Source organism: Geodermatophilus africanus, from assembly GCF_900107105.1.
Classification (GTDB): Bacteria; Actinomycetota; Actinomycetes; order Mycobacteriales; family Geodermatophilaceae; genus Geodermatophilus; species Geodermatophilus africanus.
Genome location: NZ_FNOT01000004.1, coordinates 80,570 through 106,036, shown reverse-complemented (window position 1 = coordinate 106,036; position 25,467 = coordinate 80,570). Strand labels below are relative to the sequence as shown.

General features: G+C 74.5%; 19 protein-coding genes, 1 tRNA gene and 2 pseudogenes. 16 read left to right on the top strand and 6 right to left on the bottom strand.

Translation table 11 applies throughout. The features are described from left to right. Window positions 1–161: 161 nt before the first annotated feature. The 3 genes and pseudogenes from BLW63_RS08255 to BLW63_RS27820 form a co-directional block, all read left to right on the top strand. Window positions 162–3,164, top strand: coding sequence for an nSTAND1 domain-containing NTPase (locus tag BLW63_RS08255; protein ID WP_091153573.1), 3,003 nt, complete (start codon window positions 162–164; stop codon window positions 3,162–3,164). Between the two features lie 125 nt (window positions 3,165–3,289). Further along, window positions 3,290–4,280, top strand: a pseudogene (locus BLW63_RS08250) (IS481 family transposase). 48 nt (window positions 4,281–4,328) lie between these two features. Then, window positions 4,329–4,499 (top strand): annotated as a pseudogene (locus BLW63_RS27820) (IS5/IS1182 family transposase); the annotation flags it as partial. 188 nt (window positions 4,500–4,687) lie between these two features. Here BLW63_RS27820 and BLW63_RS08245 read toward each other — a convergent pair. Then, window positions 4,688–5,932 (bottom strand): hypothetical protein, encoded by a 1,245-nt coding sequence (locus BLW63_RS08245; RefSeq protein WP_091153569.1) that lies wholly within the window; start codon window positions 5,930–5,932, stop codon window positions 4,688–4,690. 5 nt (window positions 5,933–5,937) lie between these two features. Continuing rightward, window positions 5,938–7,089 carry a YveK family protein gene (locus tag BLW63_RS08240; RefSeq protein WP_091153565.1) on the bottom strand — a complete coding sequence of 384 codons (1,152 nt, stop codon included), beginning with the start codon at window positions 7,087–7,089 and terminating at the stop codon, window positions 5,938–5,940. Between the two features lie 210 nt (window positions 7,090–7,299). On the opposite strand from BLW63_RS08240, the gene mfd reads away from it, so the two are divergent. The 4 genes from mfd (at window position 7,300) to BLW63_RS08220 (ending at window position 13,616) form a co-directional block, all read left to right on the top strand. Continuing rightward, complete coding sequence (gene mfd / locus BLW63_RS08235) at window positions 7,300–10,842, top strand: transcription-repair coupling factor (RefSeq protein WP_091153562.1); 3,543 nt, start codon at window positions 7,300–7,302, stop codon at window positions 10,840–10,842. Window positions 10,843–10,957: 115 nt separating this feature from the next. Further along, on the top strand, window positions 10,958–11,950 hold the full coding sequence (locus BLW63_RS08230; protein ID WP_211517051.1) for a SurA N-terminal domain-containing protein: 993 nt from the start codon (window positions 10,958–10,960) through the stop codon (window positions 11,948–11,950). Window positions 11,951–12,106: 156 nt separating this feature from the next. Then, entirely contained in the window at window positions 12,107–13,021 is a 915-nt protein-coding gene (locus tag BLW63_RS08225) for a nucleoside triphosphate pyrophosphohydrolase (protein WP_091153554.1), read from the top strand. Between the two features lie 223 nt (window positions 13,022–13,244). Further along, a complete protein-coding gene (locus BLW63_RS08220; RefSeq protein ID WP_139263504.1) occupies window positions 13,245–13,616 on the top strand; it encodes a hypothetical protein in 372 nt (123 codons plus the stop codon). 248 nt (window positions 13,617–13,864) lie between these two features. Here the strand turns inward: BLW63_RS08220 and BLW63_RS28510 are convergent, their stop codons facing one another. Continuing rightward, entirely contained in the window at window positions 13,865–13,999 is a 135-nt protein-coding gene (locus BLW63_RS28510) for a hypothetical protein (RefSeq protein ID WP_280140501.1), read from the bottom strand. A 95-nt stretch (window positions 14,000–14,094) separates the two neighbouring features. Here BLW63_RS28510 and eno point away from each other — a divergent pair, with 95 nt between their 5' ends. The 4 genes from eno to BLW63_RS08200 are packed head-to-tail and all read left to right on the top strand — an operon-like array spanning window position 14,095 to window position 17,450. Further along, window positions 14,095–15,384 carry a phosphopyruvate hydratase gene (gene eno / locus BLW63_RS08215; protein WP_091153545.1) on the top strand — a complete coding sequence of 430 codons (1,290 nt, stop codon included), beginning with the start codon at window positions 14,095–14,097 and terminating at the stop codon, window positions 15,382–15,384. Window positions 15,385–15,400: 16 nt separating this feature from the next. Then, window positions 15,401–15,985, top strand: coding sequence for a septum formation initiator family protein (locus BLW63_RS08210; protein WP_091153541.1), 585 nt, complete (start codon window positions 15,401–15,403; stop codon window positions 15,983–15,985). Then, on the top strand, window positions 15,982–16,485 hold the full coding sequence (locus tag BLW63_RS08205) for a DUF501 domain-containing protein (RefSeq protein WP_091153537.1): 504 nt from the start codon (window positions 15,982–15,984) through the stop codon (window positions 16,483–16,485). The genes BLW63_RS08210 and BLW63_RS08205 overlap by 4 nt, the downstream gene beginning before the upstream one ends. Then, complete coding sequence (locus BLW63_RS08200) at window positions 16,482–17,450, top strand: Ppx/GppA phosphatase family protein (RefSeq protein WP_091153534.1); 969 nt, start codon at window positions 16,482–16,484, stop codon at window positions 17,448–17,450. Before BLW63_RS08205 ends, BLW63_RS08200 begins: the two co-directional genes overlap by 4 nt. On the opposite strand, the gene BLW63_RS08195 is transcribed toward BLW63_RS08200, so the two are convergent. Continuing rightward, window positions 17,434–17,733 (bottom strand): DUF4235 domain-containing protein, encoded by a 300-nt coding sequence (locus BLW63_RS08195; protein WP_091153532.1) that lies wholly within the window; start codon window positions 17,731–17,733, stop codon window positions 17,434–17,436. The genes BLW63_RS08200 and BLW63_RS08195 overlap by 17 nt on opposite strands. Before the next feature lie 367 nt (window positions 17,734–18,100). On the opposite strand from BLW63_RS08195, the gene BLW63_RS08190 reads away from it, so the two are divergent. The 5 genes from BLW63_RS08190 to BLW63_RS08170 all read left to right on the top strand — a co-directional run bounded on the left by BLW63_RS08190 (window position 18,101) and on the right by BLW63_RS08170 (window position 22,982). Continuing rightward, window positions 18,101–18,730: a uracil-DNA glycosylase gene (locus BLW63_RS08190; RefSeq protein WP_280140500.1), complete on the top strand. Its 630-nt coding sequence runs from the start codon at window positions 18,101–18,103 to the stop codon at window positions 18,728–18,730. 9 nt (window positions 18,731–18,739) lie between these two features. Further along, window positions 18,740–20,119, top strand: a complete 1,380-nt coding sequence (locus tag BLW63_RS08185) for an NAD(P)/FAD-dependent oxidoreductase (protein WP_091153528.1) — start codon at window positions 18,740–18,742, stop codon at window positions 20,117–20,119. A 22-nt stretch (window positions 20,120–20,141) separates the two neighbouring features. Beyond that, window positions 20,142–20,218 (top strand) — tRNA-Leu (locus tag BLW63_RS08180). A 119-nt stretch (window positions 20,219–20,337) separates the two neighbouring features. Further along, complete coding sequence (locus BLW63_RS08175; RefSeq protein WP_091153525.1) at window positions 20,338–21,957, top strand: M28 family metallopeptidase; 1,620 nt, start codon at window positions 20,338–20,340, stop codon at window positions 21,955–21,957. 179 nt (window positions 21,958–22,136) lie between these two features. After that, window positions 22,137–22,982, top strand: coding sequence for a Bax inhibitor-1/YccA family protein (locus BLW63_RS08170; RefSeq protein ID WP_091153521.1), 846 nt, complete (start codon window positions 22,137–22,139; stop codon window positions 22,980–22,982). Between the two features lie 150 nt (window positions 22,983–23,132). Here the strand turns inward: BLW63_RS08170 and BLW63_RS08165 are convergent, their stop codons facing one another. Together BLW63_RS08165 and BLW63_RS08160 are read right to left on the bottom strand one after the other, a co-directional pair. Then, entirely contained in the window at window positions 23,133–24,353 is a 1,221-nt protein-coding gene (locus tag BLW63_RS08165; protein WP_091153517.1) for an acetyl-CoA C-acetyltransferase, read from the bottom strand. 88 nt (window positions 24,354–24,441) lie between these two features. Beyond that, complete coding sequence (locus BLW63_RS08160; RefSeq protein WP_091153514.1) at window positions 24,442–25,464, bottom strand: SGNH/GDSL hydrolase family protein; 1,023 nt, start codon at window positions 25,462–25,464, stop codon at window positions 24,442–24,444. Window positions 25,465–25,467 lie beyond the last annotated feature (3 nt).

The following is a 25,467-nucleotide window of genomic DNA, read 5'->3' as shown; positions in this document are numbered from 1 at the left end:
AGCGGGGACGTCACCCGATTCCGAGATTTATCGTCTACCCAAGGGTGTATCTGGAGGCTTGCTCGCGGTCTCCTACGGGAGTTAGCTATTCGCTCTCTGGGCCACCTCACCCTTGAGCGTCGAGGTGACCGCGACGACGCGCCGGCAAAGGGGCGAGGTCGATGGCCTCGGTGTTCGTCAGCCACAGCAGCCGGGACCGAGCCGAAACCGAGCAGGTCGTGGCACGGCTACAGGCCGCGGGGTTTGCCGCGTTGTTCGTCGACTTCGACCCCGAGCGGGGCATCCCCGCGGGCCGCAACTGGGAGCGCGAGCTGTACGCGCAGCTGCGCCGCAGCGACGCGGTGGTGTTCCTGGCCAGCGAGGCCTCGGTCGCCTCCCGGTGGTGTTCGATCGAGATCGGCCTGGCCCGGTCACTGGGTCGTCCGGTGTTTCCACTGCGGCTGCAGCCGGGGGTGGCGATGCCGCTGCTGACCGACGTGCAGTGGACCGACCTGGACCACGCCGAGGCGGGGCTGGCTCGGCTGCTGGCCGGGCTGCGCTCCGCCGGGCTGGATCCGGCCGACTCCTTCGCCTGGGATCCGGACCGGTCGCCGTATCCGGGCCTGGTGCCCTTCGCACCGGAGGACGCCGCGGTCTTCTTCGGTCGCCAATCCGAGACCCACCGGCTGGTGGAGCTGCTGACCCCCACGCTGCAGCGCGGTCCGGGACGCATGGTGGCCGTGGTGGGGCCGTCAGGCAGCGGCAAGTCCTCGCTGGTGCACGCCGGGTTGCTCCCGCGGCTGGCCCGGCAGCCGGAGCGGTGGCTGGTGGTGCCACCGCTGCGGCCGGGCCGGCGGCCCACCACCAACCTCGCCGACAGCCTGGCCCGCGCCTTCACCGACCGCGGCCGCCCACGCCCGGCCGACGAGCTGGCCGCCGCGCTCGGACGCGGCTCGGCCGGACTGGTCGAGCTGGCCGGAGAGCTGGCCGACCTCGCCGTGAACGGGGCCGGGCGGCCCGGCGTGCTGGTCGTCGTAGATCAGGCCGAGGAGCTGCTGACCCGCACCGGCGCCCGCGAGCAGCAGGCCTTCCTGCAGCTGCTGAGCGGGGCGCTGCACGAGGACAGCCCCGTCTGGGCGGTGGCCACCCTGCGCTCGGAGTTCCTCAGCACCGCTCCCGAACGGGCCGGGCTGGCCGAGGCGGTCGACGATCCGCTGGTCATCGAGCCGCTGAGCCGGAGCCGGCTGGCCGAGGTGATCGCCCGCCCGGCGCAGCGGGCCGGCCTGGAGCTGGAGCCCGGGCTGGTGGAGCGGATGGTGGAGGACACCGCCGGCGGCGACGCCCTGCCGCTGCTCGGCTACACCCTGCACCAGCTCTACCAACGAGCCAGAAGTGAACGGCACATCACCGCGGCCGACTACGACGCCGTCGGCGGCGTCGTCGGTGCGCTGCGGCACCGCGCCGACCGCGTGACCGACGAGCTGCGTCGCAGTGGCCCGGGTGAGTTGGTGGTGCGCACGCTGACCCGGCTGGCCACCGTCACCGGCGAGGAGCAACCGACCCGCCGACGGGTGCGCCGCAGCTCCTTCAGCACCGAGGAACTGGTGGTGGTCGACGCCTTCATCGACGCCGCCCTGCTGGTGGGCGACCAGGACCCCGCCGACCCCGCCGCTGAGGCCGTGGTCGAGGTCGCGCACGAGGCACTGCTGCGCCAATGGCCCCCACTGTACGACGCGATCGAGGCCGACCGGAGCCTGCTGCGGCTGCGCTCGGAGCTGGAACGGCTGGCCGCCGACTGGCAGCACGGCCGGCGCGACGACTCCTACCTGCTGCGCGGCGGCCGGCTCACTGCGGTCGACCACTGGGCCCGCGAGCATCCCGGAGAGCTCGGCTCGCTGGAAAACCAGTTCCTCGAGGCCAGCCGAGGGCTGGCGACCCAGGAGCTGGCGGCCACCCGCCGGTCCAACCGACGGCTGCGTGTGCTGGCCGGTGGCCTGGCGGTCCTGTTGGTCGCTGCTCTCGTAGCTGGCGGGCTCGCCGTGAACGCGAGCCAGAGAGCCCAGCAACAGACCGAGACCGCTCAGGCGCAGACCCGCCTGGCGCTGTCCCGACAGCTGGCTGGTGAGGCAGGACAACTGGCCGACCGCCGGCCGGACACCGCGATCCTGGCCGGCCTCCAGAGCATGAGCCTGGCCCGCGGCCACTCACCGCAGCCCTCGACCGGACTCATCACCGCCCTGGGGCGGGTCACCCACGCTTCACGCCCGCTCACCGGCCACACCGATGCGGTGTGGGGAGTGGCGTTCAGCCCGGACGGGCGGCTGCTGGCCACCGCCAGCGGAGACGGCACGGCGTGGCTGTGGGACGTGGCCACCGGCCAGCCGACCGGGCAGCCGCTCACCGGCCACACCGGCGCGGTGATCCAGGTGGCGTTCAGCCCGGACGGGCGGCTGCTGGCCACCGCCAGCGACGATGGCACCGCCCGGCTGTGGGACGTGGCCACCGGCCAGCCGCATGGGCAGTTGGTGAGCGGAGACAACGACCAGGTGTGGGACGTGGCCTTCAGCCCGGACGGTCGGCTGCTGGCCACCGCCAGCCAGGACGGCGCCACGTGGCTGTGGGACGTAGCCACCGGCCGACTGCATGGTGACCGACTGCCTCAACCAAGCGCCAACGCGGTGAACGGGGTGGCGTTCAGCCCCGACGGGCAGCTGCTGGCCACCGCCAACGGGGACTACACAGTCCAATTGTGGGACGTGGGCACCGGCCAGCCGCACGGTGACCTGCTGACCGGTCACACCGACTGGGTGGATGGCGTGGCGTTCAGCCCCGACGGGCGGCTGCTGGCCAGCACGGGGCCAGATCAGACGGTGCGGCTGTGGGCCGTGGCCACCGGCCAGCCGCACGGGCAGCCGCTGACCGGCCACACCGACAGGGTGTGGGGGGTGGCGTTCAGCCCGGACGGGCAACTGCTGGCCACTACCGGCGCGGATGGCACCGCGCGGCTGTGGGACCCGTTCTTCCAGTCCTGGCTGCCGGTCGGCTGCGAGTTAGTGAACCGCAACCTGTCCATGAGCGAATGGGAGCAACTCCTGCCAGGAATTCCATACGAGCGCACCTGCCCCGAACTACCCGCCGGGCACGATGCCCCGCCCGATGCTCCAGCGGCTCAGTACTCCGACTAGCTGTACTGCCCGGAGACGTTGGTCGAGGGCGTGTGACCACACGATCTGACTGATCTTGTTCGGGGAGGACCTCCGGACGTGGAGTGAAGCTGCTGAAGGCACCCACCCACGGCTCGGAGGTCCTCGTGTCCCACGCTAACGCTGCCCTGACCCCACGCCACCGACTGCGCCTGGCCCGGGCGATGGTCGAGGACGGCTGGACGATCAGCTACGCCGCGGCGGTGTTCAACGTGTCCTGGCCGACAGCCAAGCGGTGGGCCGACCGCTATCGGGAAGCCGGCGAGGCGGGCATGACCGACCGCAGCTCACGGCCGCACTCCTGCCCGCGGCGCACCCCGCGGCCGGTGGTGGGCAAGATCGTGCACCTGCGCTGGAAGAAGCGGCTGGGCCCGGTCGCCATCGCCGACCGGCTCGGGCTGGCCGCCTCCACGGTGCACGCGGTGCTGGTGCGCTGCCGACTCAACCGGCTGTCCCACGTCGACCGCGCCACCGGCGAGCCGATCCGCCGCTACGAACGCGATGCCCCGGCGACCTGCTGCACGTCGATGTGAAGAAGCTGGGCAACATCCCGACGGCGGCGGACATCGCTACGTCGGCCGCGCCCAGGGCCACCGCAACCGGGCCGCCACCCCGGGCAAGCCGCGCAACGCCCACTACAACCCCAAGCTGGGCACCGCGTTCGTGCACACCGTGGTCGACGACCACAGCCGGGTCGCCTACGCCGAGATCCACGACGACGAGACCGCCGCCACCGCCATCGGCGTGCTCCGCCGGGCGGTGGCCCGGTTCACCGCCCGCGGCGTCACCGTCCAGCGCGTCCTGAGCGACAACGGCTCGGCCTACCGCTCCCACGCCTGGCGCGAAGCCTGTGCCGAGCTGGGCATCACGCCCAAGCGCACCCGGCCTTACCGCCCGCAGACCAACGGCAAGATCGAACGCTTCCACCGCACACTCGCCGAGGGCTGGGCCTTCGGGCGCATGTATCTGAGCGAGTCAGCGCGCCGCAAGGCCCTGCCGGCCTGGCTGCACGAGTACAACCATCACCGGCCCCACACCGCGATCGGCAAGCGACCCCCGATCACACGCTTGACCAATCTGTCCGGGCAGTACAACTAGCCATCACGAGGATCTCCAGCGTCCCGGCGGCAACATCGCCCGAAGCCTCGCCTCGGTCGCGACTCCGGTCAACGGCTGGATCGGCACCGCTGGGTCATCGATTGCACCCCCGGCTGTGTGCCTTCCTGGCAGTGTCCGACGCATCGCCGTGATCGCAGCGCCGCGACCATCACCGCGCTGGCCTGGCTGGCCGTCACCCTAATCTGCGCCCGCCGCCTACAACTCAGTAGCGGGCAGCCCAGCCATCCCGCCGGCTCGACACATGCCTCCTTGGTCACCCGTCTCTGCCCAACCGCCGGTGCGCCGCGATCTCGGCGCAGGAGCGGGTGGTCAAAGGTGAGGAGGTCTTCGAGTTCCGCCTGCCGCTGTCGCACGTCGAGTCGGGCACGAGTCCAGCCCGCTCCGGATCACCAGCTCCGCGGGGACGCGGGGGCCAGCGTTTCGGCCTCGGCGGCCAGTCGGTCCGCCGACCCTCGTTCGGCGAGCGCGGAGAGCGCGGCGAGCAGCAGGAAGGCCGGCGTCGCGTCGAACATCCCGCTCTCCACGGTGCTGCGGCCGACCACGAAGACCAGCAGGCCGAGGAACAGCACCCGCACCGGCCGGGGCGTCCGGGCCGCGCCGCGCAGCGCCCACAGCGCCCAGCCGAGGCCGACCGCCAGGCCCAGGACGCCGGCCTGCACGAGCAGCGAGACCCAGCTGCTGTCCAGCGGCTGCTCGTCCCACCACTGCCCCTTGATCGGGATGACCTTGAGCGCCATGCCGCCGCCGAAGACCTCCTGCCAGGCCGACCGCGGCAGATCCAGCGCGGCCCGCCAGGCGATGAAGCGCGACTCCAGCGTGCCCACGCCGTCCCCGTCGCGGGTGACGACGGCGGTGACGACGCCCGTCGTGGCCGCCCCGACCACCGCGAGCCCGCCCAGCAGCAGCCCGCCGACCACCAGCCCGACCGGCGGGCGGCGCAGGTACAGGGCCATGACCGCGAGGGCGACGAGCAGCATCAGCAGGCCGGTGCGCGATCCGGTGGCCCAGATGACGCCGAGGAAGGCCGCGCCCGCGAGGGCATCGGCCCAGCCCGCCCGCTCGAGCACGGTGCGCCAGGCGAGGACGAGGACGACGACGCCGGCCAGCAGCGAGAGCTCGTTGGGGCTCAGCGCGGGCAGGCCGCCGGCCAGCCGGCCCTCGGCGAGGGTGGGCAGCCCGGTGACGGCGGCGACGGCGGCAACCAGGCCGCAGGCGACCGCCAGGGCGGTGACGACCTGCAGGCCGGGCGCGGCACGCAGCAGCAGGTGCACCGTCGCGCCCAGCACCGCCACCCGGACGGCCACGGTGCCACCGGCGGCCAGGTCGCCGCTGGCCAGCGCGCCGAAGACCGAGCAGCCGAGGACGACCCCCAGCCACCACAGCCACGCCGTCCCGAGCCGCAGCCGCGGACCCGACGCCGCGAGCAGGAAGGCCCCGGCGAGCGCCAGCGCGCTCAGCCCCGCCTTGGCGAGGACGACGGGGTCCAGCGAGCCGGTGAAGTACTCGCCGCGCCGCCACCCGACCGTGACGACGACGAGCAGCAGCGCGACCGCCAGGACGCCGGGGCGGCGGGCGCCGTCCGTCGGCGCGTCGGGAGCCGGGCCGGATGCGACGCGGGCAGGGGCGGTCACCGGGCTCAGCGCGGCGCCGGCACCGAGGCGGCCGGGCGGGCCGGCGTCCCCTCGAGCCGGGCGACCGGCTGCGGGTCGGCGCCGCCGCGGCGCAGGCGCGTGACGACCAGCGCGAGCGGCCGGATCCCGGCGCCGGACAGGATCGTGCCCAGCTCGGCGAGGTCGACCCGCTGCGCCCGGCCGCGGGCGACGGCGACGACGACGTGGGCGGTATCGGCCAGGCGGCGCCAGTCGTGCGGCGCGAGCAGCGGGGAGACGACCGACAGCCGGACCCGGGCCGGCCCGTCGTTGGCGGCGTCCCCGCCGAGGTCGGCCACCGTCGTCGGGAGCCCGGCGGCGCGCAGCCGCAGCGCGAGGTCCCCGGCCAGCGACCACGGCGCCCGGTCGGCAGAGGGGGAGACCAGCGCGACCGACACCGGCCGGTCCTCGGCCAGTGCCTCCACCCGCCGGGCCAGGACGGCGACCGGATCGCCGGCCAGCGCGCTTCGCCGGGCCCGGCCGGTGGGGCGGGCCAGCACCGGGACGTCGTCCGCCCCGTGCCAGGCGGCGCGGACGTCCTCGGCCGAGTGCAGCCGGCCGTCCAGGCGGGAGCGGACGACGGCGGCCGCGGCGCCCAGCGCCAGCCCGGCGACCAGCCCGAGGGCGAGCAGCAGACCGGTCTGCGGCGCGGCCGGGGTCGTCGGCACGGTGGCGGGGTTGGTCACGGTGAGGTCGACCGGCGCGACGCCGCCGGCGGGGCGCTCGAGCTGCTCGACGACGGTGCCGAACTCCTCGGCGACGGCGTCGGCCACCCGGGCGGCCTCGGCGGCGTCCCGGCCGGTGACGGCGATGTCGATCTGCGAGGTCTCCAGCGGGTTGGTGGCCTCGACGCGGGCGCGTAGGTCGGCGAAGGACTCGTCCAGGCCGAGGTCGTCGATCACCGGGTCGAGGACGGCGCGGCTCCGGGCCACCTCGGGGTAGCTGGGAACGCGCTGGTTGACGAACTGGGCGCCGCTGGTCCCCTCGCCGGTGCTGGCGACGAAGACCTGGGCGGTGGCCCGGTAGGTGATCGGGGTGGCCAGCACCACGACGACCGCGGCGAGCAGGCAGGCCAGTGCCACGCCCACGCCGGTCCGCCAGTGGCGGCGCAGCGCCGTCCCGTAGTCCCGCAGTTCCATGCCCTCTGTCCCCCGCCTTCCGCCCGGACGTCCGCAGCGCACGGTAGGGCCGCGGCGGCCCGGGGACCCGGGTCCGGTGGGTCCGGTCACCCCATCGGGGGGCGGCCGTACGGCGGCGGCGGGACGGTCGCGACGGGACTAACCTGGAGGTCCGGCCCCCCGCGCACCCGGCGCGCCGTGCGTGGCCCCCCGACCTCAGGAGACCTCTTCGTGACCCTCCGCGGCGTGCTCGACGTCGTCCTCACCGACCCCGGGGTGGCCCGCGTCGTGGCCGCCGCCGGGAACGCCGAGCTGGCGGTCACCGCGCCGCCGTCCGTGCAGCCGCTGGTGGCCGCCGCCCTCGCGGCGCAGCACGGCGGCGCGGGCGTGCCCGTCCTCGTCGTCACGGCGGGGGAGCGGGACGCCGATCAGGTCGCCGACCAACTGCGCTGCTTCCTGCCAGACCGGCGCACCGAGGTCTTCCCGGCCTGGGAGACGCTGCCGCACGAGCGGCTCTCGCCGCGCGCGGACACCGTCGGCCGGCGGCTCGCGGTGCTGCGCGACCTGACCCACCCCGGCGTCAACGGGCCGATCGACGTCCTGGTCGCGCCGGTGCGCAGCGTGCTGCAGCCCCTCGCCCCCGGTCTGGGCGACCTGGTGCCGGTCGAGCTGGCGCCGGGGGACACCACCGAGCTCGACGACGTCGCCCGCGCGCTGACCGACGCCGCCTACACCCGCGTGGAACTGGTGGAGAAGCGCGGTGAGTTCGCCGTCCGCGGTGGCCTGCTCGACGTGTTCCCGCCGACCGAGCCGCACCCGGTCCGGGTGGAGTTCTGGGGCGACGAGGTCGACGAGCTGCGCTACTTCTCCGCCGCCGACCAGCGCTCGCTCGACGAGCGCCCGGAGCGGCTGTGGGCGCCGCCGTGCCGCGAGCTGCTGCTCACCGACGAGGTGCGCGCCCGCGCCGCCGAGCTGGCTCACCTGCACCCCGGCCTGCTGGAGATCCTCGGCAAGCTGGCCGAGGGCATCGCCGTCGAGGGCATGGAGTCGTTGACGCCGGCCCTCATCGAGGGCGACCTCCAGCTCCTCACCGACCTCGTGCCGGTGGGCACCCACGTGCTGGTCTGCGATCCCGAGCGGGTGCGCAGCCGCGCCGCGGACCTGGTGCGCACCGCCGAGGAGTTCCTCGCCGCGTCCTGGGCGACCGCCGCCGAGGCCGGCGAGGCGCCGCTGGACCTCGGGGGGACCTCCTATCGCGACCTCGCCGACGTCGAGGCCGCCGCCCGCGGCCGCGGGGTGCCGTGGTGGAGCACCGGCGCCTTCACGCTGCAGACGGAGGACGACGACACCCACGTCACCCTCGACGCGACGACCGTCGAGCGGTTCGCCGGGGACGTCCCGCGCGCGGTCGACCAGCTGCGGGCCTGGTCGCGCGACGGCTGGCGGGTCGTGGTCACCTTCGCCGGTCCCGGCCCGGCGCAGCGCGCCGCCGACCAGTTCACCGAGGCCGACCTGGGTGCGAGGTTGGTGCCGGACATCGCGACGGCACCCGAGCCGCAGCTGACCCACGTCACCCAGGGCAGCCTGGAGGCCGGCTTCGCCTTCCCCGGCATCGGCCTGGCGCTGCTCACCGAGCACGACCTCACCGGGCAGCGCGGCACCTCGATGCGCGACGCGGTGAAGATGCCCGCGCGCCGGCGCAACGCCGTGGACCTGGTGCAGCTGCAGCCCGGCGACCTCGTCGTCCACGAGCACCACGGCATCGGCCGCTACATCGAGATGGTCAGCCGCACCATCAACGGCGGGCAGCGCGACTACCTCATCGTCGAGTACGCGCCGTCCAAGCGGAACCAGCCGCCGGACCGGCTGTTCGTCCCCACCGACGCCCTCGACCAGCTCACCCGGTACGTCGGCGGCGAGTCCCCGGCGCTGTCCAAGCTCGGCGGCGCGGACTGGCAGAAGACCAAGGGCCAGGCGCGCCGGGCGGTCAAGCAGATCGCCGCGGAGCTGATCCGGCTGTACTCGGCGCGGATGGCGACGAAGGGGCACGCGTACGGCCCGGACACCGTCTGGCAGCGCGAGCTCGAGGACGCCTTCCCGTTCCACGAGACCCCCGACCAGCTGGCCGCGATCGACGAGGTCAAGGCCGACATGCAGCACCCGGTCCCGATGGACCGGATCATCTGCGGCGACGTCGGCTACGGGAAGACCGAGATTGCCGTCCGCGCGGCGTTCAAGGCGGTGCAGGACGGCAAGCAGGTCGCCGTCCTCGTGCCGACGACGCTGCTGGCCAACCAGCACCACAAGACCTTCTCGGAGCGGGTCGCCCAGTTCCCGGTCAAGGTGCGGGTGCTGTCGCGATTCCAGTCCGACGCCGAGACGACGCAGATCCTGCGGGAGCTGGCCGCGGGCGAGGTCGACATCCTCGTGGGCACGCACCGGCTGCTGCAGCCGACCACCCGGTTCAAGGACCTTGGCCTGGTCATCGTCGACGAGGAGCAGCGCTTCGGCGTCGAGCACAAGGAGTACCTGAAGACCATGCGGACGGCGGTCGACGTGCTGTCGATGTCGGCCACCCCGATCCCGCGCACCCTGGAGATGTCGCTGACCGGCATCCGCGAGATGTCCACGATCCTCACCCCGCCCGAGGAGCGACACCCGGTGCTGACCTACGTCGGCGCCTGGGACGACAAGCAGATGGCGGCGGCGATCCGCCGCGAGCTGCTGCGCGACGGGCAGGTCTTCGTGATCCACAACCGGGTGCAGTCGATCGACAAGGCGGCGGCGAAGATCCGCCAGCTCGTGCCCGAGGCCCGGGTCGCCGTCGGCCACGGGCAGATGAGGGAGCACGAGCTCGAGCGGATCATGGTCGGCTTCTGGGAGAAGGAGTACGACGTCCTGGTCGCGACGACGATCGTCGAGTCCGGCCTGGACATCCCGAACGCCAACACGCTGATCGTCGACCGGGCCGACACCTTCGGGCTCTCGCAGCTGCACCAGATCCGGGGCCGGGTCGGCCGCGGCCGCGAGCGGGCGTACGCCTACTTCACCTACGACCCGAGCCGGCCGCTGACCGAGACCTCGGTCGACCGGCTGACCACCATCGCGCACAACACCGACCTCGGGGCCGGCATGGCCGTGGCGATGAAGGACCTGGAGATCCGCGGCTCGGGCAACCTGCTCGGCGGCGAGCAGTCCGGGCACATCGCCGGGGTCGGGTTCGACCTGTACGTGCGGCTGGTCGGCGAGGCGGTCACCGACTACCGGGCGCAGCTGGCCGGCGAGGAGCCGCCGGCCGAGCCGGCCGACGTCCGGGTGGACCTGCCGGTCGACGCGCACCTGCCGCACGACTACGTGCCCGGCGAGCGGCTCCGGATGGAGGCCTATCGCAAGGTGGCCTCGGTGCAGTCCGACGAGCAGGCGCAGGCGGTCCTCGACGAGCTCACCGACCGCTACGGCACCCCACCGGCGCCGGTGCTCAACCTGCTGGCCGTGGCGCGCTTCCGCGCCGCCGTCCGGCAGTGGGGGATCACGGAGGTGTCGATGCAGGGCCGGGCGATCCGGATCAGCCCCGTCCCGCTGCCGGAGTCCAAGCAGCTGCGGCTGGCGCGGCTGGCCGACGGCGCGACCTACAAGTCCGCCGTCGACACCATCTCGCTCAAGGTGCCGGTCGGCCCCGACCGGCGGACCCCGCTTCGGGACGTCGCCCTGCTGGAGCACCTGCACTCGCTGCTGGCCGCCGTCCTGGAGCAGCCCGTCGCGAAGGCCAGCTGAGGAGGATCCCGCCCTCCCCGCCTCTCGCAGGCTCGGGGCGTGCCCCGCCCGGAGGCTCGCCGCGAGCTCGCCGTGGTGAAGGGGCGGGGTCCTCTCTGTGGCACGCTCACGAACCGTGCAGACGCGTCGCCTGACCGCATCGCTGGCCGTGGGCCTGGTCGCGCTGGCCGGGGTGGCCGGCTGCCGCAGCGACCCGAGCGTGGCCGCCTACGTCGACGACGAGCAGGTGACCGTCGACGAGCTGCAGACGGCGGTGGACACCCGCCTGGAGGACCCGGCCCTGGCGGAGGCCGCCACGGGCCGGGAGGACGAGTTCACCCGGCTGGTCCTCACCCGGCTGGTCACCGAGGAGCTCTACGAGCGGGTCGCGCAGCGCTACGGCGTCACGGTGGACGACGGCGACGTGCGGTCGCGCCTGGACGAGCTGCTCGCCGGCGAGGACCCGGAGGCGGTCTACGCGCAGGCCGCCGCGCAGGGCGTCGCCCGGGCGGACGTCTTCGAGACCGTCCGCCAGCAGGTGGTGCGGCAGCGGATCGCGGAGTCCGAGGGCCTGGTCGGCGGGCTGGGCGAGGCGGAGCTGCGCGCGGCGTACGCGCAGCAGGCGCCCTCGCTCGCGCAGGTCCGACTCGGCTACGTCAACGTCCCCGACCAGGCCGCCGCCGACGCCGCCGTCGCCGCGCTGCAGGCCGACCCGGGCGCCTACCCCGCGATCGCCGCGCAGTTCCCCGGTGAGGCCACGCTGCCCGAGGTCGCGACGCGCGCGCCCGGGGACGTGCCGGCCCCGCTGGCCGACGTGGTGACCGACGCGGCGCCGAACTCGGCCACCTCGCTCACCGTGCCGGACCTGCCCGGGGTCCTCGTGGTCTTCGTCGGCGAGCCCGCCGTGCCGAGCTTCGAGGAGGTCCGGCCCGACCTGGAGGAATCCGTCCGGGCCGATGCCGACGCCGCCGCCCAGGACCTGGTCGCCGACGTCCGCGCCGGGATCGACGTCACGGTGAACCCGCGCTACGGCGTGCTCGAGGAGGGCGCGATCGTCCCGTCCGACGATGGGGTCGTCGACCTCCTGGAGGCGGGCGGGGACGCCGCCGGGACCGCGCCCGCCGAGTGAGGGCCGCCAGTGCACCTCGCCGTCCGGCTGGTCGACCCGGAGCTGGACGGGAGACCGTCCTGAGGCCCCGCGCGCGCAGCACCCGGGACGGGCTGCGCGGGTGCGCGGCGTCCCCCGGCTCCTGCCGGCTCCCCGGCTCTCCCGGAGACTGACCAGGTGCCCGTCGCGCTCGCCGTCGTCGTCCACCCCACCCTCCCGGGCCTGCTCGGCCCCGCCGCGTGGAGGGCGGTGGCGAGCGGCCGGCCGGTCGTCGCGCTGCCCGGTGCCGCCGCGACCGCCGCCGCGCTGCGCGACGGGGGCTGGGCGGTGGACGACGTCGACGACGCCACGGCCGCCGCCGCCCGCCCCGACAGCGTCGTCGCCCTCGTCCCGGCCGGGGTCGAGGTGGACGCCGGGGAGGTGGTCGAGGCGCCGCCGCTGCCGGGCAGCCGGCTGCTCGACGTCGTCCGGGTGATGGACGTCCTGCGCTCGCCCGGCGGGTGCCCGTGGGACGCCGAGCAGACGCACGCCTCGCTGCGCGGCTACCTGCTCGAGGAGGCGCACGAGGCCTACGACGCGATCGTCGACGACGACCCGGCCGCGATGCGCGAGGAGCTCGGCGACGTGCTGCTGCAGGTCGTCTTCCACGCGCGGGTCGCGGCAGAGGCGGCTCCCGGCCGGCGCTTCGACGTGGACGACGTCGCCGGCGACCTGGTCGACAAGCTGGTCCGGCGGCACCCGCACGTGTTCGGCGACGCCGGCCCGCGCGACGTGGCCCAGGTGGAGGCCGGCTGGGAGGAGATCAAGAGGGCCGAGAAGCAGCGGCGCTCGCCGACCGAGGGCGTCTCCCGGTCGCAGCCCGCGGCCTCGTGGGGTGCGGCGCTCGTGCGCCGGGCGACCCGCGCCGGCCTGGCCACGCCCGAGCCCGCGGAGCTGGCCTCGGCCAGCCCGGAGGAGCTGGGGGAGCGGCTGCTGGCCGTCGTCGCCGCCGCCGAGCAGCGTGGCTGGGACGTCGAGGACGCGCTGCGCGAGGCGGTCCGCCGCTACGCCGGGGAACTCGACGCCCAGGCGGAGGCGCGCCCGGTCGGGTGACCCGAGCCGCTCCCGGTCCGGGGGTGGACCGTCCGTCCACACCCACCTGACTGCTCCACAGCCTCGTCCTCGCTGGTCAGGGCGTCGCCGAGCCACTGTGATCGAACACGGGTTCGAGGATGTGTCGGCTGCGGAACGAGGCGGTGTCTCGTCGGTCGAGCGCGGCCTGGCCGCGGTCGGGGAGCGGCCGGCGACTGGGGCAGGCTCGTGTGTCGTCGACACGGTGCACCCGGCGCTGCTCTGGGCCCGGGACTGGGAGGTGGAGCCCGCGGCGTCGAGCGCCACCGAGTTGGACCGGCTGCTGTCCGCGGGTGCCCGGCCGTTGGCACGGGCCGCAGCAGCGGCGCGCGAGATCGCCCGGCTGTCTGCGGTGATGGCGGCCTCGCTGGCGGAGTTCGCCCGCTGCCGTCCCGCGACGTCGTTCGACCGGCAGCCCGGCGAGCGTGGCGCGATGTCGGCGGCCACCCGGGCGGCGCCCGGCTGGCGCTTCGAGGAGTCCGGTGACGGCGGCCTGGCCGTCACGATGCCCGACGGTGAGGTCCGGGTCAGCCACCCACCCCGCTTCGGCGCCGACCTCGACATCGCGCCCTACTGAGGGAGATGGGAAGGCACACCGCCGGGTCCCACCTACCGCCAGTGCCGGATGCCGTGGTCGCCGATGCGACCTCGTGCAGGTCAGGACGTGGATTGCGCCGTGGAGGACCTCGTCGCGGGTGACATCGAGGGTGGTGACGCCGGCCTGTTCGCGGAGCTCCATCAGGTCGAGGTGGACCGACTGCACGTGGCGGCCGACGGGGTGGGAGCCGGCGTAGCGGACGAGGATGGTGAGGTGGTCCTCGTCGGTCACGAGCGTCCCAACAGGTCGGTGTCGAGGCGGACTCCTCCGCCGAGCAGGTCCTGCTCGACGGAGAGGCGCAGGTCCTGGGCGGTCCAGTCCTGCCCGGCATCTCCCTCGGGGTCGCGGGCGGCTGGCGGCACCCGTCGTCCAGGCCCGCCGGGCTGCCCGTGCCGAGACACCACGGAACCGAGCGGTGCACGCCTTCGGAGCGCCGCGGGCTGGCTAGGCTGCTCCCGTGCCCAGCATCGACGCCGTAGGCGCGCGGGAGATCCTCGACTCGCGCGGAAACCCCACCGTGGAGGTCGAGGTCGCCCTCGACGACGGGACGATCACGCGGGCCGCCGTGCCCAGCGGCGCCTCCACCGGCGCCTTCGAGGCGGTGGAGCTCCGCGACGGCGGTGAGCGCTACGCCGGCAAGGGGGTGACCAAGGCCGTCGACAACGTGCTCGACGTCATCGGTCCCGAGCTGGTCGGCTACGACGCCAGTGAGCAGCGGATGGTCGACCAGCGGCTGCTCGACCTCGACGGGACGCCGAACAAGGAGCGCCTGGGTGCCAACGCGATCCTCGGCGTGAGCCTCGCGGTGGCCAAGGCCGCCGCGGAGTCCGCCGGGCTGCCGCTGTTCCGCTACGTCGGCGGGCCGTCGAGCCACCTGCTGCCGGTCCCGATGATGAACATCCTCAACGGTGGCGCCCACGCCGACAGCAACGTCGACGTGCAGGAGTTCATGATCGCCCCCATCGGCGCGCCGACCTTCGCCGAGGCGCTGGCGATGGGCACCGAGACCTACCACGCGCTGAAGTCGGTGCTGAAGGGCCGCGGCCTGGCGACCGGCCTGGGCGACGAGGGCGGCTTCGCCCCCTCGCTGCCGAGCAACCGCGACGCCCTCGACCTCATCGCCGAGGCCGTCGAGAAGGCCGGCTACACCCTCGGCCGCGAGATCGCCTTCGCCCTCGACGTCGCCGCGACCGAGTTCCACACCGACGGCGGGTACGACTTCGAGGGCCAGACCCGGTCGGCGGAGTACCTCACCGACTACTACCGCGGACTGGTCGACGCCTACCCGATCGCCTCCATCGAGGACCCGCTGTCCGAGGAGGACTGGGACGGCTGGATCGCGCTGACCGCCGCACTCGGCGACCGGGTGCAGATCGTCGGCGACGACCTGTTCGTCACCAACCCCACCCGGCTGGCCGACGGGATCGAGCGGGAGGCCGCGAACGCGCTGCTGGTGAAGGTCAACCAGATCGGCACGCTCACCGAGACGCTCGACGCGGTCAACCTGGCGCACCGCAACGGCTACCGCTGCATGATGAGCCACCGCTCCGGCGAGACCGAGGACACCACGATCGCCGACCTCGCCGTCGCCACCGACTGCGGCCAGATCAAGACCGGTGCGCCGGCGCGCAGCGAGCGCGTCGCCAAGTACAACCAGCTGCTGCGCATCGAGGAGGAGCTGGACGACGCCGCCCGCTACGCCGGCGCGGCGGCCTTCCCGCGGCTGGGCGCGGCGGCCGGCGAGTGACCGGTCGCGCCCGCCCGTGAGCGCGGCGCGCGGCCGCCGCGGCGGGTCGGGCGCGGCGCCCTCCGGACGACGACGCGCCACCGGGCGGCCACTGTCGGGTGCGGCGTCCCGCCCGGTGCCGGCCGGCTCCCGATCGGGAGCGGGCATCCGGCCGGAGTCGAGGCGGGCCGCCCGCCGCACGCCGCGGACGGCGCCGGGGTCCGGTGCGCCGCGGCGTCCGCTGGTCACCGGCCGGGCGGTGCTGCTGACCGGGCTGGTCCTCGTGCTGCTGCTGACCCTGGCCGGCCCGCTGCGCCAGTTCCTGGCCGGCCGCGCCGAGCTGACCCGGCTGGCCGCCGAGGGCACCGCCCTCGACCAGCGCGTCGAGCAGCTCGAGGCGCAGCTGGAACGGCAGTCCGACCCGGACTACCGGACGCGGCAGGCCCGCGAGCGGCTGGCCTACGTGCTGCCCGGTGACCGGCTGGTGGTCGTGGTGGACGGCGACGCCGTCGAGGGGGACGCCGGCACGGTGCCCGAGCCCGCGGACGGCGACCTGCCCTGGTACGAGGCGCTGGTGCAGTCGGTCGCGGTGGCCGACGGCGACGAGGAGCCCGACGAGTGACGGGATCGATCACGCCCGAGGAGCGGGAGGTCGTGGCCCGCCAGCTCGGCCGGCCGCCGCGTGCCCTGCACGCGGTCGCGCACCGCTGCCCGTGCGGCCAGCCCGACGTCGTGCAGACCTCCCCGTGGCTGGAGGACGGCACGCCGTTCCCGACGCTCTACTACCTGACCTGCCCGCGGGCCGGCGCCGCCGCCAGCCGGCTGGAGTCCACCGGCCGGATGCGGGAGTGGCAGGCCGCCCTGGGCACCGACCCGGAGCTGGCCGCGGGCTACCGCGCCGCCCACGAGGCCTACCTCGCCGAGCGCGACGCCCTCGGGGAGCTGCTTACCCGCAACACCGCCGGCGGCATGCCCGACCGGGTGAAGTGCCTGCACGCCCTGGCCGCGCACGCGCTGGCCGCCGGCCCGGGCGTGAACCCGGTCGGGGACCGCGCGGTGGCCGAGATGGGGGAGTGGTGGGCGAACGGCCCCTGCGCGCTCCCCGAGGGGGACCGTCCATGACCCGCGTCGCGGCCATCGACTGCGGCACCAACTCCATCCGCCTGCTGGTGGCCGACGTACCCCCCGAGGGGCCGCACCGCGACCTGCTGCGCCGGATGGAGGTCGTCCGGCTCGGCCAGGGCGTCGACGCCACCGGCCGGCTCGCACCCGAGGCCATCGAGCGCACCCGCGTGGTGCTGGCGGAGTACGCCGCGCAGGCGCGCGACCTGGGCGCGACGGCGGTGCGCATGGTCGCGACCAGCGCCAGCCGGGACGCCGCCAACCGCGCCGACTTCGAGGGCATGGTGCTGGACACCCTCGGCCAGCTGCCCGACGTCGTCGCCGGCGACGAGGAGGCGCGGCTGTCCTTCCTCGGTGCCACCGCCTCGCTGGACGCCGCGGTCGCCGCACACGGCCAGGAGCGGCCCCGGCCGCCGTACCTGGTCGTCGACATCGGCGGCGGCTCCACCGAGTTCGTGCTCGGCGACGCGGCCGGGGTGCGGGCGGCCCGCTCGGTCGACGTCGGCTGCGTGCGACTGACCGAGCGGCACCTGCACGGCGACCCGCCTCCGGCCGACGAGATCCAGCGCGCCGAGGCCGACATCCGCGCCGCGCTGGCCGACGTCGCCGCCGCCGTCCCGGTGGGCGAGGCCGCTACCCTGGTCGGCCTGGCCGGCTCGGTCACCACCGTCGCGGCCCTCGCGCTGGGCCTGCCCGCCTACGACCCGGTGGCCATCCACGGCTCGCGCATCCCGGTGTCCGCCGTCCGCGCGGTGACCGCCGGGCTGCTCACCGCCACCCGCGAGCGGCGCGCCGCGTACCCGGTCATGCACCCGGGCCGGGTCGACGTCATCGGCGCCGGCTCCTTGATCCTGCGGGTGCTCATGGACGCCTTCGCGCTCGACGACGTCGTGGTCAGCGAGCACGACATCCTCGACGGCATCGCGCTGCAGCTGGCCCGCGGAGCGGTCAGGGACCCTCGTTGACCCCGGGCGGCAGCTTGCCGGTCAGCGACTGGTAGGCCGCCGCCGCGCCGCGCGCGGCGACCAGCCGGCCGGCCGCCACGGCGACCCCCGACACCGCCGCCCACGCCAGGGCCTCGCCCCAGCCGACGCCCGGCGCGGCCGGGTTCTTCGGCGGAGGAGTGCCCCGCACGGCGTACCAGGCGGCGTCGCTGAGCTTCCGGACGGCGATCCCTGCGGGGACCGCCGTGCCGGTGCCCAGAAGCTTCCAGGTCAGCGGTGCCTTCTGCTTCTTCGTCCGGGCCACCCCGCGATCATGCCGCCCCGTGGCGTCCCCGCGCTCGGCCGGGTGGTCTGCTTCTCCCATGAAGGACCCCGCTGCCCCCCGTGAAGGACCCCCCTGCCCCCACGGCCTCCCTGCAGGGGCCCGGCGCGAGCTTGCGAGCGGTGGGGGGCAGGGAGGTCCTTCTGCTGCAGGGGGGCCGATCGAGGCTCGCGGTGGGCCCCTGCGGCAGAGCCGCCCCGGCGACGCAGTCGGCTTCCCCGTCACCCGCAGCCCCGCCGGGGTCGTCCGCTCGGCGCGGGGTGCCCGCGACCTCGCCGTCCTCGACGCCCGGGTCTCCGGCTGCCGTGCCTGCCCCCGCCTGGTGGCCTGGCGCGAGGAGGTCGCCCGCGTGAAGCGCGCCTCCTTCCGCGACGAGGAGTACTGGGGCCGGCCGGTGCCGGGGCTGGGCCCGGCCGACGCCCGGATCGCCGTCGTCGGGCTGGCGCCGGCCGCGCACGGCGGCAACCGCACCGGGCGGGTCTTCACCGGGGACCGCAGCGGGGACTGGATCTTCGCGGCGCTGTGGCGGGCGGGCCTGGCCAGTCAGCCGACGTCCACCCACGTCGGGGACGGGCTGGAGCTCACCGATGTGCGGGTCGCCGCCGCCGTCCGCTGCGCGCCGCCGGCGAACGCGCCGACCCCCGAGGAGCGGGACACCTGTTCCCCGTGGCTGGCGCGCGAGCTGGCGCTGCTGCCGCGGCTGCGCGTCGCCGTCGTCCTCGGCGGCTTCGGCTGGACGGCGCTGTGGCCGGTGCTGGCCGGGGCCGGCTACGCGCTGCCCCGGCCCCGCCCGGTGTTCGGGCACGGCGTCGAGGTGTCGCTGGAGGGTCCGCGCGGGCCGCTGACCCTGCTGGGCAGCTACCACGTCAGCCAGCAGAACACGTTCACCGGCAGGCTCACCGAGCCCATGCTCGACGCCGTCCTCTCCCGCGCGAGGGAGCTGGCCGCGACCGTGCCGGAAGCGGCTCCCCGGCCCTAGGCTCGGCCCATGGCACAGCGACCCGTGGTCCTGGTCGTCGGCGGCGGTTACGTCGGCCTCTACACCGCCCTGCGGCTGCAGAAGCGGCTGTCGCGGGGGCGGGCGGAGGTCGTCGTCGTCGACCCGCAGCCGCACATGACCTACCAGCCGTTCCTCCCCGAGGCGGCGGCCGGCTCGGTGGAGCCGCGTCACGTGGTGGTCCCGCTGCGGCGGACGCTGCCGCGCTGCCGGGTGGTCACCGGGGCGGTGACCGGGCTCAGCCACGCCGAGCGGCGGGCCCGGATCGCGCCGATCGAGGGCGAGACGTACGAGCTCTCCTACGACGTGCTGGTCATGGCCGCGGGCTCGGTGGCCCGCACGCTGCCCATCCCCGGGCTGGCCGAGCACGGCGTCGGCTTCAAGAACGTCGGCGAGGCCATCTACCTGCGCAACCACGTGCTGGGCCGGCTGGACGCGGCCAGCTCGACCGACGACCCCGGGGTCCGCCGCCGCGCGCTGACCTTCACCTTCGTCGGCGGCGGCTACGCGGGCGTCGAGGCGTTCGCCGAGCTCGAGGACATGGCCCGATACGCCATCACCCACTACTACCCGCGGCTCTCGACGGCGGACATGCGCTGGGTGCTGGTGGAGGCGATGGGCCGGATCCTGCCCGAGGTCGACCTGGACATGGCCGCCTGGACGGTCAAGCAGCTGACCGCGCGCGGGATGGACGTCCGGCTCAACACCCGGCTGGAGTCCGTCACCGACTGCCACGTCCGGCTCAGCGACGGCGACGAGTTCGACAGCGACACCCTGGTGTGGACGGCGGGCACCAAGCCCAACCCGATGCTGCGTGAGACCGACCTGCCCGTGGACGAGCGCGGGCGGGTGGTCTGCGAGCCCACCCTCCAGGTGCGCGGAATGCCCGACGCGTGGTCGGCGGGGGACCTCGCCGCCGTCCCGGACCTCACCAAGGAGACCCCCGGCGCCACCACCGCGCCCAACGCGCAGCACGCCGTCCGGCAGGCCAAGCGGCTGGCCGATAACGTCGTGGCGTCGATCGAGGGCCGCGAGCCCCAGCCCTACCGGCACTCCTACGCCGGCTCCGTGGCGAGCCTGGGCCTGCACAAGGGCGTGGCGCAGGTCTACGGCGTGAAGCTCAAGGGCTGGCCGGCCTGGTTCATGCACCGCACCTACCACGTCAGCCGGGTGCCGACCTTCAACCGCAAGGCGCGGGTGGTCGCCGACTGGACGCTGGCCGCGGTGTTCCGCCGCGAGGTCATCTCGCTGGGCCAGCTGCAGGACCCGCGTCGCGAGTTCGTCCAGGCGGCCAACACCGGCCGGACCGGGTCGCTGCCCCCGCCCTCGGCGGAGGACAAGGCCCAGTCGGGCACCCTCCGGGCGAGCTGACCGCCGGCCGGCGTGCTCGGCGGCCCCCGTAGCCCAACTGGCAGAGGCAGGCCCCTTAAAAGGGTCCCAGTGTCGGTTCGAACCCGACCGGGGGCACCAATACCTCGCCTGCTGCAGATCAAGGCGTGACGAGTCACCGTCCCACCACGCAGAGTCACAGGTGTTCACGGAGGGTGCGCTCAGCGTCGAGTCACCCGCGAGCAGAGGGGGAGCCCAGCATGACCCGAACCACCTCCCACCGGGTGCGCGCCGTCGCGCTCGGCGCCGCCGGCGCGATGGCGCTGGCGGGCACCGTCGCGCTGGCCGGCCCGGCCGCCGCCGCACCGGGCGGCAGCAAGGCGTGTGAGAAGAAGCAGGTGAACGACACCGTCGCGGAGCTGACGGAGTGCGTGACCCTGAACGGGGTCATGGAGCACCTCGAGGCGTTCCAGGCCATCGCGGACGCCCCGGAGAACGCCGGCACCCGGGCGTCCGGGACACCCGGCTTCACGGCCTCGGCCGACTACGTGGAGAAGCGGCTCCGGAGGGCCGGCTGGGAGGTCTCCCGCCAGCAGTTCGACTTCCCGTTCTTCCAGCTGCGGAGCAGCTCGTTCAGCCGCGTCGCGCCCACGGCGACGACGTACCAGGTGGGCACCGACTACGTGCCCATGACCTACACCGCCAGCGGCACGGTCGACGACCGCGCCGTCACCCCGGTCGACATCGACTCCACGACCAGCGGCTGCGAGACCGAGGACTTCACCGGCTTCGCCGCCGGGACGGTGGCCCTCGTCCAGCGGGGCACCTGCCCCTTCGGCCTCAAAGCGGGCAACGCCGCGGCTGCCGGCGCCTCCGCGGTCGTCGTCTTCAACAACGCGGAGGGGCCGCTCAACGGCACGCTGGGTGCCCCGGGTGTCACGATCCCGGTCGTCGGCGTCCCGACGACCCTCGGGCGGGACCTCGCCACCGCGGGCACGACGATCGACCTCGCGGTCGACTCGACCAGCGAGATCCGCCAGACCGAGAACGTCGTCGCCGAGCTGCCCGGCAGCACCTCGGACAACGTGGTGATGGCCGGCGCCCACCTCGACTCGGTCCCCGAGGGCCCGGGGATCAACGACAACGGCAGCGGCAGCGCCGCCCTCATCGAGGTCGCCGAGAACATGGCGAAGGTGGACCTGCCCAACACCGTGCGCTTCGCGTGGTGGGGTGCCGAGGAGCTCGGCCTGCTCGGGTCGAACCACTACGTGGCGTCGCTGACCCCCGAGCAGCGCGAGGACATCGGGCTGTACCTGAACTTCGACATGGTCGGCTCGCCGAACTTCGCCCGGCTCATCTACGACGGCGACCTGTCGGCCTTCCCGGCTCCCCCGGGCGTGCCGGTGCCGGAGGGCTCGGACCAGATCGAGTACGTGTTCGAGGACTTCTACGAGGAGCAGCAGCTCTTCTATGAGGGCACCGAGTTCAGCGGCCGCAGCGACTACCAGGCCTTCATCCTGGCCGGCATCCCGTCCGGTGGTCTGTTCACCGGCGCCGAGGACATCAAGCAGCCCTACCAGGCGGAGGCCTACGGCGGGGAGGCGGGCGTCGCGTACGACCCGAACTACCACCAGGTCGGTGACGACATCACCAACCTCGACCCCGAGGCGCTGGACCAGAACTCCGACGCCATCGCCTACGCGGTGCTGACGCTGGGCTACGACAGCCAGCGGGTCAACGGCGTGGTCGGCAAGCCCGTGCCGGGCGGCACGTTCGAGGGCGACCCCGCAGCCCGTGAGTACCGGCTCTCGGCAGCGCAGCCCAACGGTGGCGGCGGGCTGCACGCCGGCCACGACCACGAGCACGGCGAGCAGGTCTGACCCGAGGACCCACGGGGCCGGCGGCGGTGCGCCACCGGCCCCGTGGCGTCCCCCACACCCCTCGTCCGGGTGTCCGGACGGCGTCCAGGAACGCGCAAGGCACTCCAGGCGTTGACCTGACCGAGTGGGGTGCAGGACCGTGGGCCCCACGACAGCCAGGTCACCTCGAGGAGATGACGATGCCCAGCTCCAACCCGGTCTTCGGCCGGGGACTCCAGAACGCCGGCCCCGGCTACGGCCAGCAGACCGGCCCGTGGGGCGGCGCTCCGCAGTACGGAGCCCCGCAGTACGGCTACGGGACGCAGGACCCCTACGCCGCGTCGCCGTACGCGCAGTCGCCGTACGCGCCGCCGACCACCCGCTACATGACGATGGACGACGTCGTCCAGAAGACGGGCCTGTCCTTCCTGGTCACCGTCCTCTCGGCCGCCGTCACCTGGGCGCTGCTCCCGCAGGAGCTGGCGTTCGGGCTGGCCCTGCCCGCGGTCCTCGTGGCCCTGGTGCTCGGCCTGGTCATCGCGTTCAAGCAGATCGCCAACCCGGTCGCCACGCTGTCCTACGGCGCCCTGTACGGCATCGCGCTCGGCGCCATCAGCGAGGCCTTCAACCAGGTCTACCCCGGCATCGTGATGCAGGCGCTGGTGGGCACCTTCGGTGTCTTCGCCGGCATGCTGGTGGTCTACAAGACCGGCGCCATCCGGGTCACCCCCAAGCTGACCCGCTGGATCGTCGGCGCGATGTTCGGTGTGCTGGCGCTGGTCCTGGTCAACCTGGTGGTCGGCTTCTTCGTCCCCGGGGGCCTGGGCCTGCGTGACGGCGGCACCCTGTCGATCGTCTTCAGCCTGGTCGTGATCGGTGTGGCGGCGTTCTCGCTGCTGCTCGACTTCGACATGGCCGACGAGGCGATCCGCCGCGGCGCCCCGGCGAAGTTCGCCTGGTACATCGCCTTCGGCCTGCTCATCACGGTCGTCTGGCTGTACCTGGAGATCCTGCGGCTGCTGTCCTACCTGCAGAGCAGCGACTGAGCGACACCGCACCACACACCAGTGGCCCGGTCCCCGCGAGGGGGCCGGGCCACTGGCCGTTGTGGGGCGCCTGCTTCGGCGAGATCGGCGATCCCGCACGGTTCCGCGGTGGGAAGCGTGCGAGATCGGCGATCTCGCTCCGTCAGCGGCTCAGGACAGCCGCTCCAGGACCATCGCCATGCCCATGCCGCCGCCGACGCACATCGTCTCCAGGCCGAAGGTGGCGTCCCGGGTCTGCAGGCCGTTGATCAGCGTGCCGGTGATCCGGGCGCCGGTCATGCCGAACGGGTGGCCGACGGCGATGGCCCCGCCGTGCACGTTGAGCCGGTCGATGTCGATGCCCAGGTCGCGGTAGCTCGGGATGACCTGCGCGGCGAACGCCTCGTTGATCTCGACCAGGTCGATGTCACCCATGCTCATCCCGGCCCGCTGCAGGGCCAGCTTGGAGGCGTCGACCGGGCCGTAGCCCATGATCTCCGGCGACAGGCCCGTGACCGCGGTGGAGACGATGCGGGCCAGCGGGGTCAGCCCGAGGTCGCGGGCCTTGGTGTCGCTCATGACCACGACCGCGGCGGCGCCGTCGTTGAGCGGGCAGGCGTTGCCGGCGGTCACCCGGCCGTCGGGGCGGAAGACCGGCTGGAGGCCGGCGATGCCCTCCAGCGTGGTGCCGGCGCGCGGGCTGTCGTCCTTGCTGACCACGGTGCCGTCGGGCGTGGTGATCGGGGTAATCTCCCGCTCCCAGAAACCCTCGGCGAGCGCCTGCTCCGCCAGGTTCTGGCTGCGGACGGCGAACTCGTCCATTTCCTGCCGGGAGACGTCCTTGAGCAGCGCCAGATTCTCCGCGGTCTGCCCCATCGCGACGTAGATGTCCGGGACGTCGCCGTTGTCGCGCGGGTCGGCCCAGGAGTCCGCGCCGCTCTCGGCGACCTTGGCGACCCGGGCCTGGGCGTCGGCGAACGCCGGGTTCTGGGTGTCGGGCAGCGAGTCGCTGTTGCCCTTCACGAAGCGGGACACCATCTCGACGCCCGCGGAGATGAACACGTCGCCCTCGCCGGCCTTGATCGCGTGCATCGCCATGCGGGTGGTCTGCAGCGACGAGGAGCAGTAGCGGGTGATCGTCGTCCCCGGCAGGTGATCCATGCCGAGCAGGACGCTGACGACGCGGCCCATGTTGTGGCCCTGCTCCCCGCCGGGAAGGCCGCAGCCGAGGATCAGGTCGTCGATGTCGGTGGGGTCCAGCGCGGGCACCCGGTCGAGGGCCGCACGCACGATGGTGGCGGTGAGGTCGTCGGGCCGCAGGTCCTTGAGCGAGCCCTTGAACGCGCGGCCGATGGGCGAACGCGCGGTCGCGACGATGACGGCTTCGGGCATGGGTCCTCCACGATGAGGGGCTCCGACGACGGGTCGCCGGACGTCGGGTCGACCCCGAACCTACTCCCCGGTAAGGCCCGTCCCGCGCTCAGCCGAGCGGCGTGGCCTCCGCGGCGCGCTCGGCCTGCTCCGGCGTGGGCAGGTCCGGCGGACGGCGCCGCCGCAGCCGGGCCCACGGACCCCGCGGTCCGGTGTCCGAGCCCCGGACGGCGGTCGCCTGGACCTCGGTGCCGGTCCGGCCGGCGGCCCGGGCAGCGGCCCGGGCGACCGGACGGACGGTGTCGCGGCGCAGGTTGCGCAGCCCGCGGTCCGCCGCGGCCGGCCAGACCCCGAGCGCGTCGGCGATCGAGGGCAGCAGGACGGCGGCCGCCGCGGCGTAGCCGGCCGCGCTCGGGTGGAACTCGTCGACGCTGAACAGGCCCTGGTCCTCGGCGAACGACGGTCCGAGCACCGAGCCCAGCGACACGGTGCGCCCGCCGGCCTCGACGACGGCGATGGTCTGCGCGGCGGCCAGCTGCCGGCTCCACCGGCGGGCCAGCCAGCGCAGCGGCTGGCCGATGGGGCGCACGGTGCCCAGGTCCGGGCAGGTGCCGACGACGACCTCCGTGCCGGCCTCGGTGAGCCGCCGGACGGCGTCGCGCAGGTGCCGCACGGAAACCTCGAGCGCGGTGCGGCTGGTGACGTCGTTGGCGCCGATCATGATTAGGGCGACGGTCGGGTGCTCGAGGAGCGCCTTGTCGACCTGCTCGTCGAGCTGCCACGACCGGGCGCCGGAGACGGCGAGCCGCACCAGCCGGACGGGGCGCTCGGCGAGCTCCGCGAGCGCCGCGGCGAGCAGCACGCCCGGGGTCTGCGCGGCCCGCGGCACGCCCAGTCCGACGGCGCTGGAGTCGCCGAACACGGCGAAGACGATCGGCCGGCCGCGGCCGCGCCCGTAGACGCCCTCGCCGGAGGGCGGGCCACCGCGCAGGTCGTTGGCCTGCACCCGGCGCCGGGCCGAGCGGGCCTGCTGCCGGAGGACGGCCAGCATCCCGGCGCCGACCAGGCCCAGCCCCCCGCCGCCGTAGGCGGCACCCGTGGCCAGCCGCCAGGCCGTGGTCGCTCGCGTCACCGC

Excerpts from the sequence above, each read along its gene's own strand:
- BLW63_RS08255 (WP_091153573.1), top strand. The coding sequence starts at position 162 with ATGGCCTCGGTGTTCGTCAGCCACAGCAGCCGGGACCGAGCCGAAACC.
- BLW63_RS08240 (WP_091153565.1), bottom strand. The coding sequence starts at position 7,089 with ATGGAACTGCGGGACTACGGGACGGCGCTGCGCCGCCACTGGCGGACC.
- BLW63_RS08200 (WP_091153534.1), top strand. The coding sequence starts at position 16,482 with ATGACCCGCGTCGCGGCCATCGACTGCGGCACCAACTCCATCCGCCTG.
- BLW63_RS08185 (WP_091153528.1), top strand. The coding sequence starts at position 18,740 with ATGGCACAGCGACCCGTGGTCCTGGTCGTCGGCGGCGGTTACGTCGGC.
- BLW63_RS08175 (WP_091153525.1), top strand. The coding sequence starts at position 20,338 with ATGACCCGAACCACCTCCCACCGGGTGCGCGCCGTCGCGCTCGGCGCC.
- BLW63_RS08170 (WP_091153521.1), top strand. The coding sequence starts at position 22,137 with ATGCCCAGCTCCAACCCGGTCTTCGGCCGGGGACTCCAGAACGCCGGC.
- BLW63_RS08165 (WP_091153517.1), bottom strand. The coding sequence starts at position 24,353 with ATGCCCGAAGCCGTCATCGTCGCGACCGCGCGTTCGCCCATCGGCCGC.